This window comes from Pseudomonas sp. NyZ201, from assembly GCF_049860765.1.
Lineage (GTDB): Bacteria > Pseudomonadota > Gammaproteobacteria > Pseudomonadales > Pseudomonadaceae > Aquipseudomonas > Aquipseudomonas bharatica.
Genome location: NZ_CP187557.1, coordinates 389392 through 406160 on the forward strand (window position 1 = coordinate 389392; position 16769 = coordinate 406160).

Consider the following 16769-nt stretch of genomic DNA (forward strand, 5'->3'; position numbering starts at 1 on the left):
GACTCCTTTACGGCTTGGACGTATCGTCGGGTTTTGGCTGCTCGACCGGCTGCTCCATCGGGATCAGCTGTTTCTTGTTGCCCGAGGTGTCCATCAGGAACACCTCCACCTGGCGCACGGAAATCTTGATGTTGTGGGCTTTGAACTCGCGGTTGATATAGCGGTTCAGTTCGTCCAGCGTCGGGTTGCGGTCGCCAAGGTCGCGCACGTGCATGCGCAGTTCGTGGTCCAGCGAGCTTTCGCCGAAATTCAGGAAGTACACGATCGGCTCCGGGTCCTTGAGCACCCGCGGGTTTTCCCGGGCCCCCTTGAGCAGCAGGTCGCGCACCAGGTCGAGGTCCGAGCCGTAGTCGATGCCGAGCTTGAGCGTAACCCGGGTGACCGTGTCGGTCAGCGACCAGTTGATCAACTGGCCGGTGATGAAGGTCTTGTTCGGGACGATGATGTCCTTGCGGTCGAAGTCGGTGATGGTGGTGGCGCGGATGCGGATCTTGCTCACCGTGCCGGACAGGTTGCCGATGGTGATGGTGTCGCCGATACGCACCGGGCGCTCGAACAGGATCATGATGCCGGAGATGAAGTTGGCGAAGATTTCCTGCATGCCGAAGCCCAGGCCTACCGACAGCGCCGCCACCAGCCATTGCAGCTTGTCCCAGCTGACCCCGAGCGTCGACAGCGTGGAAACGAAGCCGACGCCGACGATCACGTAGGAGAGCAGGGTGGTGGTGGCGTAGGCGCTGCCCTGGGCCAGGTCCAGTTTCGACAGCACCAGCACTTCCAGCAGGCCCGGCAGGTTGCGCGCCAGGGCCAGGGTGATACCGACGATGACCAGCGCGCCGAGCAGGTCGCCGAGGCTGATCGGCACCATGCTCGCGGTGGCACCGGTGCCGCTGGTGTATTCGTACAGGGTGAAGTTGTTGAGGTAGGAGAACACGCTGATCAGGTCGGACCAGACCCAGTACAGGGCGACCAGGAAGCCACCGAGCAAGGCCAGGCGGATCAGGCGCAGGGACTGCTGGTTGACCTGCTCGATGTCCAGGGTCGGCTCTTCCACCGGCACTTCGCCGTCCAGCCCTTCCTTGGCCGCCTGGCGCTTGGCCAGGGCGCGCTGGTAGGCCAGGCGCCGCGCCGCCACGGACAGGCCGCGGACGAAGGTGGCCTCGATCACCAGCCAGAACATCAGCAGGTAGAGGGTGTCGATCAGCCGGTCGGTGAGTTTCAGCGCGGTGTAGTAGTAGCCGAAGCACACGGCGACGAACAGGGCGATGGGCAGGGCGGTGAAGGCCACGCCCACGGCCTTGCGGAACAGCGAGGTGTTGCGATGGGTCGGGCTGCTCAGCAGCAGGCGGCTGAGCAGCCAGGCCATCAGGGCGTAGCAGGTCAGCACCACGCCGATGCCGAGCACGTCGTCGGCCAGCGCCGATGGCTGGTGTTCGGCCACCGCGACCACGCCGACCAGTGCCAGCACCACCGCGCCCAGGCGACGGATCCAGCGCCGGAGGAATTCGACCTGGGGTTTCTGCCAGCGGAAATGCAGCTCGGCCACCCCGCCCGGGGCCAGGACCCGGTACGCGGTGTAGAACACCAGCCAGGCCTGGGCGATTTCCCACAGCGCAGCGCCGAGATTGGCATTCTGGCCCCGCGCATCGATCTGCAGGGCGTAGCTGCACAGGGCCAGGAGCAGGGCCAGCGGCAGGGCCAGGAGGATGTTGATCAGGATCGCCTGGGGCGTGTGCCACTGGCTGTCGCGCTTGAAGTGGCCGACATCGCCATGGACCTTGCGCAGTTGTTCGTAGAGGTAGTTACGGCGCCACAGCAGGCCGCCGATCATCAGCAGCAGCGGCAGGAACAGCAACGGCCGTTCCAGCAGGCCGTCGGCCAGTTCGGCGATGCCCGAGCCCCAGGGCAGGCTGGTGACCTGTTTCTGGAAGCGCTCGGGCAGGGTACGCAGCCATTCGACGTCCAGCGGTTTGTTGCTGGGGATCCAGAACATCTGTTCGTCGAGGGTGGCGCGCAGGTTCAGGGCGGTGCTGACCAACTGCTTCTGGTTCAGTTGCAGGGTAATGGACTCGTTGAGCACCGCGCTCAGCTCGCGGTTCAGGCGCTCCAGCAGGTCGACCCGGGTGATCGCCACTTCCAGCAGGGCCTTGCGCAGTTCCGGGGTGACCTGGTCGGCGGTCTGGTTTTCCAGAAGCTTATCGACGTACTGGCTCGGGCTGCTGATCTGCTCGCGCTGCTGGTTGACCTCGAACTGGTACAGGCGGATGTCGGCGATCTGGTCGGCCAGGTCGCGGTCGAGCTTGAGGTGCGGCAGCGCCTGCTTCTGCTTGTAGAGGATCTTCGACAGCAGCAGGCTGCCCTTGAGCACGTTGATCTGCTCGTCCAGGGCCTGGTCGGCCTGGGTCAGGCTGTCCAGTTGCTGCTTGGCCTTGAGGTTCTGCTGGGTGACTTCGTTGAGACGGTCGGTGCTGCGCAGCAGGTAGTCGGAGAGCTTGAGGTTGGTCGCGCTTTCCGTGGCGAGCAGGGTGCTGCCGCCGGCCTTTTGCGCTTCGAGGGACTGTTCGGTGACCGTCTTCTGCGACTGGGCCAGGCGCTTTTCATTGATGAGGGTCTGCAGGTCCTGGATTTCCTGCTCCAGGCGCGCGGCGCGCTCCATCAGCAGGTCATGCTGGGCGTTGCCGAGGTCTTGCAGCAGGCTGTTGCCGGCCAGTTCCTGGCGGCGCAGCAGGGTCAGGGCGTTGAGCGAGGCCAGTTCGGCGTTGAGCTGGTTGCGCTGGTCGGCCGACAGGTTCTTGCCGCCGTCCTTGCCCTGCTTGAGGGTGCTGTTGATCTGCTGGCTGCGGGTCTGGTTGAGGCTGATCTCGGACTGGGCGCGCTCGGGCCGGGTCTGGGAGTTGATGATCAGGCTGTTGGCTTCGGACAGTGACTTCTGCAGCTCGCCCTGCTCGGTGGTGCGCTCGGAGAGCAGTTGCTCAAGTTGCGGCACCGTCTGGTTGGCATAGCGCTGGGCTACCGGCACTGGCTTGGTGGCGGACAGGCGGGCCAGTTCGCGCTGGCTCTCGGTGGTCAGCCTGGGCGCGTCGGCGAGCTGTTGCTTGAGTGCGGCCAGGCGCTTGCTGTAGTCGTCGCGGCTGGCGAGGAAGGCGAGGGTCTGCTCCAGCACCTGTTGCAGCGCCTTCTGATCGGCTTCCGGCAGCTTGCGGTCGGCGATCTTGTCCAGGCTTTGCTGGACGCTCTCGGTGCTGGGTGGCTCCGCGGCAAAGGCGGAGGTGAACGACAGGCACAGCCCGAGAAGGGCCGCGCCGATAACAGTGCGCAGTGACATAGGCAGAAAATTCGTACAGCCGGACTGGAAATTGGAGTTTAGAGGAACAGACCCGGGCCGGGGCGGCTTCCTTCGGGGAATTTGATCCCCACTTTCTGGATCTTGTTCCCGTCCATGAGGGCAACGGTCCAGGTGGTGTTGTTCCACTCGATCTGGTCACCGATCACCGGTGCACCGCCAACCTTCTGCTGGATGAAGCGTGCCAGCGGCATATGCGGGTCCTGGCCGTCGAGCTGCAGGCCGTACAATGCGGCCACGGCCCCCAGTTCTGCGTCGCCTTCGAGCACGAAGTCGCCGAAGAAACGCAGGTCCAGGCCGCGTTGCGGCGCCTGGCTGAACAGCTTGCCGAGGGCCGGCAGGTCGTGTTCGTGGCCGATCACGCAGAGCAAGTCGCCGACTTCCAGCACCGTACTACCCGACGGATGGAGCAGTTGCTGGCCGCGGAACAGTGCGGCGATCCGGGTGCCTTCCGGCATCTTCAGCTCGCGCAGGGCGGCACCGATGCACCACTTCTCCGCGCCGAGGCGGTAGACGAACAGCTCCCACTCGCTGGTGATGTGGACTTCCAGGGCGGAACGGGAGATCGGCGCCGGATCCGGTGGCACGGTCACTTTAAGCAGGCGCGCGACCCACGGCAGGCTGGTGCCCTGCACCAGCAGCGAGACCAGCACGATGAAGAACGCCAGGTTGAAGTACAGCTGGGCCTGGGGCAGGCCGGCCATCAGCGGGAACACGGCGAGAATGATCGGTACCGCACCGCGCAGGCCGACCCAGGAGATAAAGGCCTTTTCCCGGCCATGGAAGGCCTTGAACGGCAGCAGGCCGGCAACCACCGACAGCGGCCGGGCGATCAGGATCATCCACAGCGCCAGGGCCAGGGCCGGCAGGGCGATCGGCAGCAGGTCGTGCGGGGTGACCAGCAGGCCGAGGACCAGGAACATGCCGATCTGCGCCAGCCAGGCCATGCCGTCGAGCATGTGCAGGATGCCGTGGCGGCTGCGGATCGGGCGGTTGCCCAGCACCAGGCCGAACAGGTAGACGGCGAGGAAGCCGCTGCCGTGCAGGGCGTTGGTCAGGGCGAAAACCACCAGGCCACCGGCGATCACCAGGATTGGATAGAGCCCCCCGGCCAGGTTCATGCGGTTGACCAGTTGCAGCATCAGCCAGCCGCCGCCGAGGCCGAGCACGCCGCCGATGCCGAACTCGCGCACCAGGTGCCACAGCAGGCTCCAGTGCAGGCCGGTCTGGCCGCTGGCGATCATGTCGATCAGGGTCACGGTGAGGAACACCGCCATCGGGTCGTTGCTGCCGGATTCGATTTCCAGGCTGGCGGTGACCCGCTCGTTCAAGCCCTTGCCGCCGAGCAAGGAGAACACTGCGGCGGCGTCGGTGGAGCCGACGATGGCGCCGATCAGCAGGCCCTGCATCAGGTTCAGGTCGAACAGCCAGGCGGCGGCCATGCCGGTCAGGCCCGTGGTGATGAGCACGCCCACCGTCGCCAGCGACAGCGCCGGCCACAGCGCCACGCGGAAACTCGCGACCCGCGTGCGCAGGCCGCCGTCGAGCAGGATCACGGCGAGGGCGAGGTTGCCGACCAGGTAGGCGACCGGATAGTTGTTGAAGATGATGCCGCCGCCATCGACCCCGGCGACCATGCCGACCGCGAGGATGATGACGAGGATCGGGATGCCCAGGCGTGAGGACAGGGAGCTGACCAGAATACTTGCACCCACCAGCAATGCGCCGATAAGGAACAGGCTGTTGATGGTGCTCGCATCCAAAGGCAGTACTCCGGGGGACATCGCGGGAAAAAGAGGACCTGGCTTGATAAGCAGGTCGCGTGCCAACCGATTCTAACCTGATGAATTGGCGGGCTGTAAAGCGTTTCCGCAGATGTACAAAAGGCACCGTTGAAGGTGCCTTCGGGTATTGCCTGGTATCGGGTTCACCACCGACCCTGTGGGAGCGGGTTCACCCGCGATTGCGGTGGTGAATTCACCGACGTCATCGCGGGTGAACCCGCTCCCACAGTGGCCAGTGAAGCCCGAGAGTGCGATTAGGCCTGCTTCACTTCGCGCAAGGCCTTGCCTTTGACCGGCGCGCCGTTCGCCACATAGTACTTGGCGGTACTGCGCGGCAGCGGCTGGCGATTGCGGATCTTGTCGGCGATTTTCTCAGCGATCATGATCGTGGTCGCGTTGAGGTTGCCGGTGATGATGATCGGCATGATCGACGCATCGACCACCCGCAGGCCTTCCATGCCGTGCACCCGGCCCTGGCCATCGACCACCGCCATGTCATCCTCGCCCATCTTGCACGAGCAGGACGGGTGGAACGCGGTTTCGGCGTGCTCGCGGATGAACTTGTCCAGCTCTTCGTCCGTCTGCACGTGCTCACCCGGGCTGATCTCGCGGCCGCGGTAGGCGTCCAGCGCCGGCTGGGCCATGATTTCGCGGGTCAGGCGGATGCCGTCCCGGAACTCCTGCCAGTCCTGCTCGGTGGCCATGTAGTTGAACAGGATGCTCGGGTGCTGGCGCGGGTCGCGGGATTTCAGCTTGATGCGGCCGCGGCTCGGCGAACGCATCGAGCCCATGTGCGCCTGGAAGCCATGCTCCTTCACGCCATTGGAGCCGTTGTAGTTAATCGCGACCGGCAGGAAGTGGTACTGGATGTTCGGCCATTCGAATTCCGGACGGGTACGGATGAAGCCGCCAGCCTCGAACTGGTTGCTGGCGCCGATACCGGTGCCGTTGAACAGCCATTCGGCACCGATGGCCGGCTGGTTCCACCACAGCAGCGACGGGTACAGCGACACCGGCTGGGTGCAGGCGTATTGCAGGTACAGCTCCAGGTGGTCCTGGAGGTTTTCGCCGACGCCCGGCAGTTCGTGCACTACCGGGATGTCCAGGCTCTCCAGCAGTTCGCGCGGGCCTACACCGGAACGTTGCAGCAGTTGCGGCGAAGCGATGGCGCCGCTGCAGACGATGACTTCCTTGCGCGCGCGGGCTTCCACGCGTTCTTCGCTGGAGCCGACCAGGTAGGTCACGCCCACGGCGCGCTTGCCTTCGAACAGCACGCGGTCGGTCAGGGCGTGGGTGACGATGGTCAGGGTCGGGCGCTTCTTGGCAGGGTCCAGGTAGCCGCGGGCAGTGCTGGAGCGGCGGCCGTTCTTGGTGACGCTGCGGTCCATCGGACCGAAGCCTTCCTGTTGATAGCCGTTGAGGTCTTCGGTGCGCGGGTAACCAGCCTGCACGCCGGCTTCGACCATGGCGTGGAACAGCGGGTTGTTGCCGGCTTTCGGCGTTGCCACGCTGACCGGACCGTCGCCGCCGTGGTAGTCGTTGGGGCCGATGTCACGGGTTTCCGCCTTGCGGAAATACGGCAGGCAGTCGAGGTAGGTCCAGTCTTCCAGGCCTGGCAGTTTTGCCCAGCCATCGAAGTCCATGGCGTTGCCACGGATGTAGCACATGCCGTTGATCAGCGAGGAGCCACCGAGGCCCTTGCCGCGACCGCATTCCATGCGGCGGCCGTTCATGTGCGGCTCCGGATCGGTCTCGTAGGCCCAGTTGTAGCGGCGGCCCTGCAGCGGGAAGGCCAGGGCGGCGGGCATCTGCGTACGGAAGTCGGCGCGGTAGTCCGGGCCGCCGGCTTCCAGCAGCAGGACGGTAACGCCCGGGTCTTCGGTCAGGCGCGCGGCCAGGGTGTTACCGGCCGAGCCGGCACCGACGATGATGTAGTCGAAAATATGGGCGGACATGTTCTGTTCCCTCTTGAGCAAGCGGGTGGGAAAGCGGGGAGGCGCCCGGTCGGCAGGGACCGGGCGCGGCTACGAAGCTCGGCTTAGAAGACCGAGTTGTAGTTGCCCAGCTCGACCTGGACCGACTTGATGCGGGTGTACTGGGCCAGCGAGCTGACACCGTTTTCGCGACCGACGCCGGATTGCTTGTAGCCACCGACCGGCATTTCCGCCGGCGATTCGCCCCAGGCGTTGATCCAGCAGATACCGGCTTCCAGCTGGTGGATGATGCGGTGCGCGCGGCTGATGTCGTTGGTGCAGACGCCGGCGGCCAGGCCGTATTCGGTGTCGTTGGCGCGGCGGATCACTTCTTCTTCGGTTTCGTAGCTGAGGATGCTCATCACCGGGCCGAAGATCTCTTCCTTGACGATGGTCATGTCGTCGCGGCAGTCGGTGAATACGGTCGGCGCAACGAATGCGCCCTTGGCGAACTCACCCTCGGTCAGGCGCTCGCCGCCGCACAGGACGCGGGCACCTTCTTCCTTGCCCTTGGCGATGTACGACAGGACGCTTTCCATGTGCGGGAAGCTGACCAGCGGGCCGAAGTTGGTGTTTTCGTCTTGCGGGTTGCCAACGCGGATGCGCGCGACGCGTTCGACGATCTTCGCTTCGAAAGCGGCCTTCATCGATGCTGGAACGAATACGCGGGTGCCGTTGGTGCAGACCTGACCGGAGCTGTAGAAGTTGGCCATCATCGCGATGTCGGCGGCACGGTCGAGGTCGGCGTCGTCGCAGATGATCAGCGGCGACTTGCCGCCCAGTTCCATGGTCACTTCCTTCAGCGACGAGCTGGAGGCGCTGGCCATGACCTTCTTGCCGGTGGTGGTGCCGCCGGTGAAGGAAACCTTCTCGATGCGCGGGTGCTCGGTCAGCCAGGTGCCGACTTCGCGGCCGCTGCCGGTCAGGACGTTGAATACGCCGTCCGGCAGGCCGGCTTCGGTGTAGATTTCGGCCAGTTTCAGAGTGGTCAGCGAGGTGACTTCGCTCGGCTTGAAGATCATCGCGTTGCCGGCGGCCAGGGCCGGGGCGGATTTCCACAGGGCGATCTGGATCGGGTAGTTCCACGCGCCGATACCGACGGTGACGCCCAGCGGCTCGCGGCGGGTGTAGACGAACGAGGAGTCGCGCAGCGGAATCTGCTCGCCTTCGATGGCCGGGATCAGGCCAGCGTAGTACTCCAGCACGTCGGCGCCGGTGACGATGTCGACGTAGCGGGTTTCCGAGTAGGACTTGCCGGTGTCCAGGGTTTCCAGGGCGGCCAGCTCGTCGTTGCGCTCGCGCAGGATGTCGACGGCGCGGCGCAGGATGCGCGAACGCTGCATGGCGGTCATCGCGGCCCAGACTTTCTGGCCGCGCTCGGCGCTTTCCACGGCGCGCTCGACGTCGGCCTGGGTGGCGCGTTGCACGTGGGCGAGGACTTCGCCGTTGGCCGGGTTGATGGCTTCGAAGGTGGCATCGCTGCCAGCGTCGACATAACCACCGTCAATGTAGAGTTTTTGCGTTTCGAAACGGGCCATAGTGTCCTCGCAAGTGCAATGTGATTTGGCTAGCCGGCGATAGCTCCCGATTTCGTGCGGGGCGCTGTGCGCGGGGTTTCAGAGGCCTGGTTCTGGGTGTCCGGGCTCGTCTGTTTCGCCAGTTGTAGATCCATGTATTCGTAAGCGATCTGCTGCGCCTGGTGGGTATCGAAGCTGTCTCCCGACAGCGCCCCGCGCAGCCACAAACCGTCGATCAAGGCTGCCAGGCCGCGGGCCGCGCTGCGTGCTTCGGGCAGCGGCAGAACCCGGCGGAACTGGCAGCACAGGTTGGAATACAGGCGGTGATCGTTGATCCGCTGCAACCTGTGCAAGGACGGCTGGTGCATGCTGGTGGCCCAGAAGGCCAGCCAGGTTTTCATTGCCGGGCCGTTGACCTGGCTGGCGTCGAAGTTGCCTTCGATGATCACCTGCAGGTGGGCGCGCGGGCTGTTGTCCGTAAGTGCCTGGCGACGGGCGGCGACGCCCTCGCTCAATACCGTCATCAAGTGCTGCATGGTCGCTGCGATCAGGCCGTTCTTGTCCCGAAAGTAGTGACTGATGATGCCATTCGACACACCGGCCAAACGGGCGATCAGCGCAATGCTGGCATCACCCATGCCGGCCTGGTCGATAGCCGTCAACGTGGCATCGATCAACTGCTGGCGGCGAATGGGTTGCATACCGACCTTGGGCATCTGGCAAATCTCCTCAGGCCTGCGAGCAGACGACAGGCGGCTGACTCGGCGAAGGCCAGTCTATTTTGTTTTGATTGAACGTTCAATCAACAAAGAATAAGCTCTGCGACAATTCGTACCATTGACAGGGTTTAGGGCCGGTCAGAAGTCGCGAATTGGCACCCCCGAAAAGACGTGTACCCCCGCAAAACAAGGTGTTTCACGCGCACAGACGCACCGTTGGACCGCTTCGCCCCAGGCCGTGCAAGCCAGGAGGCACAACCCTCGAGCCGGGGTTTTGCAGCGGGTTTCCAGCGCATTCGTATTGGGATCACGGTTTTTCAAGGTGCTTTTATAACACCTGCGGCGATGGGGCTATTGCACCAATTGCCCGGGTGACGGGTCGTTGTCCCTTTTTCCTACGCACCGCCTTGGAGCATCCGTGCAATGAGTTCTGCCTCCCTGATCAAGACCCCCGCCGAGAGGGTCCGGGTCAACAGCGTGGTGTTTTTCACCTCGACGCTGCTGATCCTTTGCTTGACCGCCTTGCTTATCGCTGCCCCGGAAACCGCCGGTAGCGTGCTCGGCCAGGCCCAGGCCTGGTTGTCGCGCAGCTTTGGCTGGTACTACATGCTGGTGATCGGCGGTTACCTGCTGTTCGTCATCGCCATCGCCTTTTCCCGCTACGGCAAGCTCAAGCTCGGCGGCAAGGACGACAAGCCGGACTTCAGCTACGGCGCCTGGGCCGGCATGCTGTTTTCCTCGGGCATCGGTATCTCGCTGCTGTACTTCGGCGCCTCCGAACCGCTGGACCATTACTTCAATCCGCCTGAAGGCGCGCCGGCCAGCCTGCAATCGGCCCGCGAAGGCCTGCAGCTGACCTTCCTGCACTGGGGCCTGCATGGCTGGGCGATCTACGCCCTGGTCGGCCTGGCCGTGGCTTACTTCGCCTACCGCCACAACCAGCCGCTGGCCCTGCGCTCGGCGCTTTACCCGCTGCTGGGCGAGCGCTGGGTCAAGGGTGCCGCCGGCCACACGGTGGACATCTTCGGCATGTTCGTGACCCTGCTGGGCCTGGTGACCAACCTCGGTATCGGTTCGATGCAGGTGTCCTCCGGGCTGGAATACCTGTTCGGCATGGAGCACAACAACACCAACCTGCTGATCGTGATCCTGGTGATGAGCACCGTGGCCACCATCGCCGCGGTATCCGGTGTGGAAAACGGCATTCGCCGCCTGTCCAACCTGAACATCATCCTGTTCAGCGGCCTGCTGCTGTTCGTTCTGCTCAACGGCCCGACCCTGCACCTGCTCAACGGCTTCGTGCAGAACATCGGTGACTACCTCAACGGCGTGGTCCTCAAGACCTTCGACCTCTATGTCTACGAAGGCGACGGCGCCAAGTCCGAGCGCTGGCTGGGCCTGTGGACCGTGTTCTATTGGGCCTGGTGGATCTCCTGGGGCCCGTTCGTCGGCATGTTCATCGCGCGGATTTCCCGCGGCCGCACCGTCAGCGAGCTGGTCGCCGGCGTGCTCCTGATTCCGCTGGGCTTCACCCTGGCCTGGCTGTCGATCTTCGGTAACACCGCGCTGGACCTGGTAATCAACCAGGGCGCCGTGGAACTCGGCCGCACGGCTCTGGAACAGCCGTCGATGTCGATCTACCAACTGCTGGAGCACTTCCCGGCGGCGAAGATCGTCGTGGGCGTGGCAGTCTTCGTCGGCTTCGTGCTGTTCCTCACCCCGGCCGACTCGGGCGCGGTGATGATGGCCAACCTCTCGTGCAAAGGCGGCAGCGTCGATGAAGACGCACCGCACTGGTTGCGCATCCTGTGGTCCGCGATCATCACCCTGGTCACCATCGGCCTGCTGTTCGCCGGCAACTTCGAAGCCATGCAGACCATGGTGGTGCTGGCGGGCCTGCCGTTCTCGGTGGTGCTGGTGGTGTTCATGGTCGGTCTGTACAAGGCGATGAAGCAGGACAGCCAGATCGAGCAGGAGCAGGCCGAGCTGGCCGCCCGCGGTCGTCGTGGTTTCAGCGAGCGCCTGACCCAGCTGGACCTGCAACCGACCCAGTCGATCGTCCAGCGCTTCATGGACAAGCAGGTCAGCCCGGCGCTCAGGGAAGCCGCCGAGCAGCTCAAGGCCATGGGCCTGGACGTGCAGACCCGCCTCGGTCAATCGCGCTCGGCCATGGGCCTGCGCATCGAGATGGAAGAAGGCAATCCGTTCGTCTATGAAGTCAGCCTGGACGGCTACCTGGCCGCGCCGAGCGAGGCGCCGGTGGAAGGTGAAAGCGAAGTGCGCCAGCGCTTCTACCGCGCCGAGGTCTACCTGCACAACGGCAGCCAGGAATACGACCTGATGGGCTTCACCCCGGACCAGATCACCCGGGATGTGCTGGATCAGTTCGAGAGCCACCGGCAGTTGTTGGGGCGGGTGTATAGCTGAACAAGGAAGGCCCTGTCGTAATGACAGGGCCTTTTTTCAGCCGCGCCGCAGACCCTGTGGGAGCGGGTTTACCCGCGATTGCGTCAGTGAATTCACTATCGCAATCGCGGGTAAACCCGCTCCCACAGGGTCTGCGGCGCTCTTTAGATTTGTACTCGAGCGATGTCTCCCTGAATCTCCAGGCGGGTTTCATAGCCACGGGACAGCGCCGCAAACCGCTCCAGGATCCCCCGCGCCTGCTCCCCCTGCGCCAGCCGCGGCCGTCCCCGGCGGTGGATCGCCTCGCCGAGCCCCAGGCTCACCGGATGCAACTCGATCCCGGTCAGCGTCCGCCCCTCGAACGTACACACCGGCACCACCGTCTCCCAGAACCGCGCATCCGACGGAAAACTCCGGCTGTCATTCCGCGTGCGCTGGAGAAACACCTTCGACGGCGTCTGCTGCCGATCCACCCGGAACTGGTCATAACTGTCCACCGGCAAGCGCTCCACCAGCTCGTTCTGCCCGATGAAATTGCCCAGGCTGTAGAAGATCGGCTTGCCCTGGTACAGCTCCATGCCTCGCAGCAGATGCGGGCCGTGCCCGACCACGATGTCCACGCCGGCATCGATCAGCCGGCGCGCCACCGGCTGGATGAATTCCGCCGGGGTTTCCAGGTCCCATTCGCCTTGTTCGTTGTAGCCCAGCTCATGGGCGTGCAGGCTGACCATGACGATATCCGAGGTCAGCCGCGCTTCCTCGACCCAGCGCAGGATGCCGTCCACATCCTTTTTCCGCGCCAGGGTACGCAGGCGGGTTCGTGCGCCTTCGCGGAACAGCAGCGGGGTGAACGGGCCGAAGACCTGCAGCGACGGATCCGGCAGGGGATGGGCAAAACCCAGGTCCACCGCGCCCTGGTAGAGCTTGTCCAGGCCCAGGTCGGCGACCAGCCGGCGCACCTGTTCCATCTGCTCGGTGCTCACCTCGTGCAGGGTTTCGTAGCCCAGCGGGTTGAGGCCTGGTCGCCCGGGCATGTCGCGGCTCTGGTCGCTGGCTTCCTGGCCCTTACCGTAGGTGGAACTGCACGCCAGCAAGGCCACGGTGCCGGCTGGCCTGGTGCAGTACACCGGGCGTCGCGCCTCTTCGAGGTTGCGCCCGGTCCCGGCGAACAGCAACTCGCGCTTGTGCAACTGCTCGTGGGCCGCGTGCAGCCCACTGATGCCGTAGTCGAGGCTGTGGTTGTTGGCGGTGGAAAACAGGTCGAAGCCGCCCTCGACCAGTTCGTCCAACACCCAGGCCGGCGCACCGAAATGCGAGCCGCCGCTTTCCAGCGCCGGGTCGCCGGCGAAGTCGTTGGGCAGCACTTCCAGATTGGTGAAGCTGACGTCGGCCGCGCGGATCAGGTCGAACAGCGGGCTCAGGGTCTGGTCGGCATGGCTGTGCAGGCGGCGCTGCAGGATGCTGTCGCCGGTCAGGGCAATCTTCATGGGGAAATCTCGATGGGGAACGAACCTGCCGACTCTAGGCCAGGCCCTGCGCTGCTCCGTACTGAATCCTCTGCATCCCCATAGCCTGCGGTTATCGATGCCGGATCACCCGCGCATTTGGCTATGGGCATCACTTTTTTTCAGAGGTCGCGGGTGTGACTCGCTGCTTACCATGCATCCCGCCCGGCGCCAGGCAGTGCGGCGTCCGGAGGATGGCTTTCACATGAACAGCAGTTCAAGGCGCAGAGCACCATGAAAAGAACAACAGACACCATCGCCGGCATCCGGCCCCGTGCAGTGCCCTTGGCCGTCAGCCTGGCACTCGGCGCCGCAAGCGCCCAGGCCGCCACGTTCAACATCGGGGAAATCGAGGGTCGTTTCGATTCGACCCTGTCCATCGGCGCCAGTTGGGCCATGGCCAATCCAGACCGCGCCTTCATCGGCAGCCGCAACGGCGGCAGCGCTTCCACCCAGACCTCGGACGACGGCCGGCTGAATTTCAAGAAGGGCGAAACCTTCTCGAAGATCTTCAAGGGCATCCACGACCTGGAACTCAAGTACGGCGACAGCGGCGTGTTCCTGCGCGGCAAGTACTGGTACGACTTCGAGCTCAAGGACGAACACCGCCCGCTGTACGATATCGACGACAGCCACACCGACAACGCTGCCAAGTCCTCGGGCGTGCAGTTGCTGGATGCCTTCGTCTACCACAACTACAGCATCGGCGACCTGCCCGGCACGGCCCGGGCCGGCCGCCAGGTGGTGAGTTGGGGCGAAAGCACGTTCATCCAGAACGGCATCAACAGCATCAATCCGGTGGACGTCTCGGCGCTGCGCCGCCCGGGCTCCGAGGTCAAGGAAGCGCTGATTCCGGTGAGCATGCTGTATTTCAACCAGGGCCTGACCGATGGCCTGTCGATCGAGGCCTTCTATCAGTTGAAGTGGGAGAAGAGCGTCGCCGACAACTGCGGCACCTTCTTCAGCAGCGATGTGGCGGCCAAGGGCTGCGATATCAACATGGCGATCAATGGCAGCGACTTCGATCGCGATATCGATGGGACGGGTGTGCTCGGCGGCTACGGCTACGTGCCGCGCCTGTCCGACAAGGATGCGCGCGATGGTGGTCAGTTCGGCGTGGCCCTGCGCTGGATGGTGCCGGAGCTGAACGACACCGAGTTCGGCTTCTACGCCATGAACTACCACAGCCGCACCCCGACCAGCACCTGGACCGTCGGGCGCGGTGCGCTGGCCGATCCGGTAGGCGGGCTGGCCGGGCGCGGCGGTGCCAGCACTGCGCGCTATTACCTGGAATACCCGGAAGACATCCGCCTTTACGGCCTGAGCTTCAGCACCACGCTGGGCGCCACGGCGGTGGCCGGGGAAATCAGCTACCGGCCGAACATGCCGATGTCGCTCAACGCCAGCGACGTATCGGCGGCCGCGACCCTCGGCGCAGCGGCCACCAACCCGCTGGTCAACGCCGGCCTGCCGATCTTCGAAAGCGGCTTCGCCAGTTCCGCCTATGGTTCGCAGATCAACGGCTATGTGCGCAAGCCGTTCACCCAGGCCCAGGTGACCTTCACCCGCACCATCGACCAGTTGACCTTCATCGGCGCCGACCGCCTGACCCTGGTCGGCGAGATCGGCTACAGCCATATCGCCGATCTCGGCCCCACCGATGGTTCCGACCTGCGTTTCGGCCGCAGCAGCGTCTACGGCAATGGCCAACTGGCCAATGCCGGCACGGCGCCGCTGCTCGGCGGGATCTCCGGCAATGCCCTGTGCACGCACACGGCCAACCCGGTCAACCCCGACCAATGCACCAGCAAGGGCTTCTACACCGCCAACTCCTGGGGCTACCGCCTGCGCGCCGGTCTGGAATATGCCGACCTGATCGGTGGCGTGGTGCTGCGCCCGAACCTGTCCTTCGCCCATGACGTCGAGGGCTTCGGCCCGACCTTCAACGAAGGCGACAAGTCGGTCAGCGTCGGCCTCGATGCCGAGTACCTGACCCGCTACAACCTGAGCGTCAGTTACACCGACTACTTCGGCGGCGACTTCAACACCAATACCGACCGCGATTTCCTCGCCGTCAGCCTCGGCGTCAGCTTCTGACGCCCCCTGTTTCTGGAGCACAGCATGAATCGCAAAGCGTTGATCCGCAGCAGTTGCCTGGCCCTGGGCCTGCTGGCCAGCCAGGTGATGGCCGCAGTGTCCGAGCAGGATGCCGCGCGCCTGGGCAAGGACCTCACGCCCATCGGGGCCGAGAAGGCCGGCAATGCCGACGGCAGCATCCCGGCCTGGAGCGGCGGCCTGCCCGCCAGCACCGGCGCGGTGGATGCCGGCGGTTTTGTCCCCGACCCCTATGCCAATGAAAAACCGCTGTTCGTTATCACCGCGCAGAATGCCGCGCAGTACCAGGCGCGCCTGACACCGGGCCAGTTGGCGATGCTCAAGCGCTTCCCCGACACCTACCGCATCCCGGTGTACACCACGCACCGCAGCGTCACCTTGCCGCCGAAGGTGTTCGAGGCGGTGCGCGCCAATGCCACCCGTACCACCCTGGCCGAGGGCGGCAACGGTTTGAAGGACTTCAACATGGCGATCCCGTTCCCGATCCCGCAGAACGGCCTGGAGGTGATCTGGAACCACATCACCCGCTACCGCGGCGTGTCGATCCTGCGCAATACCGCGCAGATGAACCCGCAGGACAACGGTGCCTACACCGTCAGCATGATGAAGGAACAATTCGCCTTCCCCTTCGGCCTGACGGACTACGACCCGCAGAAGATGCAGAACATCCTGTTCTACTTCCGCCAGGAGGTGCTTTCGCCGCCGCGCCGGGCGGGCAGCGTGATGCTGGTCCTGGAGACCCTCGACCAGGTCGCCGAGCCGCGCATGGCCTGGATGTACAACGCCGGCCAGCGTCGCGTGCGGCGTGCCCCGCAGGTCGGCTACGACAGCCCCGGCGCCGAAGGCATGCGCACCTACGACGATTTCGACATGTTCAACGGCGCGCCGGACCGCTATGACTGGCAACTGGTGGGCAAGAAGGAAATCTACATTCCCTACAACAGCTACGCCCTCGACTCGCCGAAGCTCAAGTACGACGACATCATCCGCCCGGGCCACCTGAACCCCGACCATACCCGCTACGAGCTGCACCGGGTCTGGCATGTGGTTGCCACCCTCAAGCCCGGCAGCCGGCATATCTACAGCAAGCGCGACCTGTATATCGACGAGGACAGTTGGCAGATCGCCGAGGCGGACGCCTATGACGGCCGTGGCAACCTGTGGCGGGTTTCCGAAGGGCATGCGCGGTTCTTCTATGACCAGCAGTTCCCCTGGCTGACCGCCGAAACCCACTACGACGTGCTCAGCGGGCGCTACACGGTGTCGGGGCTGCGGAACGAGGAGAAGAAGGGCAGCTACGACTTTTCGCAGAACGCGTCGAGCAAGGACTTCACCCCGAACGCGCTGCGCGCTACAGGGATTCGCTAAGGCGACCGGTGATCGCGGCGGGGCTTGGCTTTGCGCCGC

General features: G+C 64.6%; 9 protein-coding genes. 3 read left to right on the forward strand and 6 right to left on the reverse strand.

All coding sequences use genetic code 11. The annotated features are described in order from the left end of the window. Positions 1-7 precede the first annotated feature (7 nt). The 5 genes from mscK to betI form a co-directional block, all read right to left on the reverse strand. Positions 8-3325 (reverse strand): mechanosensitive channel MscK, encoded by a 3318-nt coding sequence (mscK, locus tag ACPFMA_RS01760; RefSeq protein WP_009396888.1) that lies wholly within the window; start codon positions 3323-3325, stop codon positions 8-10. A gap of 38 nt (positions 3326-3363) precedes the next feature. Next, positions 3364-5106: a potassium/proton antiporter gene (locus ACPFMA_RS01765; protein WP_009396890.1), complete on the reverse strand. Its 1743-nt coding sequence runs from the start codon at positions 5104-5106 to the stop codon at positions 3364-3366. Between the two features lie 275 nt (positions 5107-5381). Then, the gene (gene betA / locus ACPFMA_RS01770) at positions 5382-7082 is read right to left on the reverse strand and encodes a choline dehydrogenase (protein ID WP_064301209.1); all 1701 of its coding nucleotides are present in this window, start codon (positions 7080-7082) and stop codon (positions 5382-5384) included. 83 nt (positions 7083-7165) lie between these two features. Beyond that, complete coding sequence (betB, locus tag ACPFMA_RS01775) at positions 7166-8638, reverse strand: betaine-aldehyde dehydrogenase (RefSeq protein ID WP_425929575.1); 1473 nt, start codon at positions 8636-8638, stop codon at positions 7166-7168. A gap of 29 nt (positions 8639-8667) precedes the next feature. After that, the gene (gene betI, locus ACPFMA_RS01780; protein ID WP_009396897.1) at positions 8668-9333 is read right to left on the reverse strand and encodes a transcriptional regulator BetI; all 666 of its coding nucleotides are present in this window, start codon (positions 9331-9333) and stop codon (positions 8668-8670) included. A gap of 483 nt (positions 9334-9816) precedes the next feature. Here betI and ACPFMA_RS01785 point away from each other — a divergent pair, with 483 nt between their 5' ends. Further along, a complete protein-coding gene (locus ACPFMA_RS01785; protein WP_425930566.1) occupies positions 9817-11763 on the forward strand; it encodes a BCCT family transporter in 1947 nt (648 codons plus the stop codon). A 143-nt stretch (positions 11764-11906) separates the two neighbouring features. Here ACPFMA_RS01785 and ACPFMA_RS01790 read toward each other — a convergent pair whose 3' ends face one another. Further along, positions 11907-13229: a CapA family protein gene (locus ACPFMA_RS01790; RefSeq protein WP_420057861.1), complete on the reverse strand. Its 1323-nt coding sequence runs from the start codon at positions 13227-13229 to the stop codon at positions 11907-11909. 252 nt (positions 13230-13481) lie between these two features. Here ACPFMA_RS01790 and ACPFMA_RS01795 point away from each other — a divergent pair, with 252 nt between their 5' ends. Next, positions 13482-15344 carry a DUF1302 domain-containing protein gene (locus ACPFMA_RS01795; RefSeq protein WP_425929576.1) on the forward strand — a complete coding sequence of 621 codons (1863 nt, stop codon included), beginning with the start codon at positions 13482-13484 and terminating at the stop codon, positions 15342-15344. Between the two features lie 24 nt (positions 15345-15368). Further along, the gene (locus ACPFMA_RS01800; protein WP_064301215.1) at positions 15369-16730 is read left to right on the forward strand and encodes a DUF1329 domain-containing protein; all 1362 of its coding nucleotides are present in this window, start codon (positions 15369-15371) and stop codon (positions 16728-16730) included. The last annotated feature ends 39 nt before the right edge of the window (positions 16731-16769 follow it).

What these genes read in the sequence shown, in the direction of transcription:
- betI (WP_009396897.1), bottom strand. Translation starts at nt 9,333, where the DNA reads ATGCCCAAGGTCGGTATGCAACCCATTCGCCGCCAGCAGTTGATCGAT.
- betA (WP_064301209.1), bottom strand. Translation starts at nt 7,082, where the DNA reads ATGTCCGCCCATATTTTCGACTACATCATCGTCGGTGCCGGCTCGGCC.
- mscK (WP_009396888.1), bottom strand. Translation starts at nt 3,325, where the DNA reads ATGTCACTGCGCACTGTTATCGGCGCGGCCCTTCTCGGGCTGTGCCTG.
- ACPFMA_RS01795 (WP_425929576.1), top strand. Translation starts at nt 13,482, where the DNA reads ATGAAAAGAACAACAGACACCATCGCCGGCATCCGGCCCCGTGCAGTG.
- betB (WP_425929575.1), bottom strand. Translation starts at nt 8,638, where the DNA reads ATGGCCCGTTTCGAAACGCAAAAACTCTACATTGACGGTGGTTATGTC.
- ACPFMA_RS01790 (WP_420057861.1), bottom strand. Translation starts at nt 13,229, where the DNA reads ATGAAGATTGCCCTGACCGGCGACAGCATCCTGCAGCGCCGCCTGCAC.
- ACPFMA_RS01800 (WP_064301215.1), top strand. Translation starts at nt 15,369, where the DNA reads ATGAATCGCAAAGCGTTGATCCGCAGCAGTTGCCTGGCCCTGGGCCTG.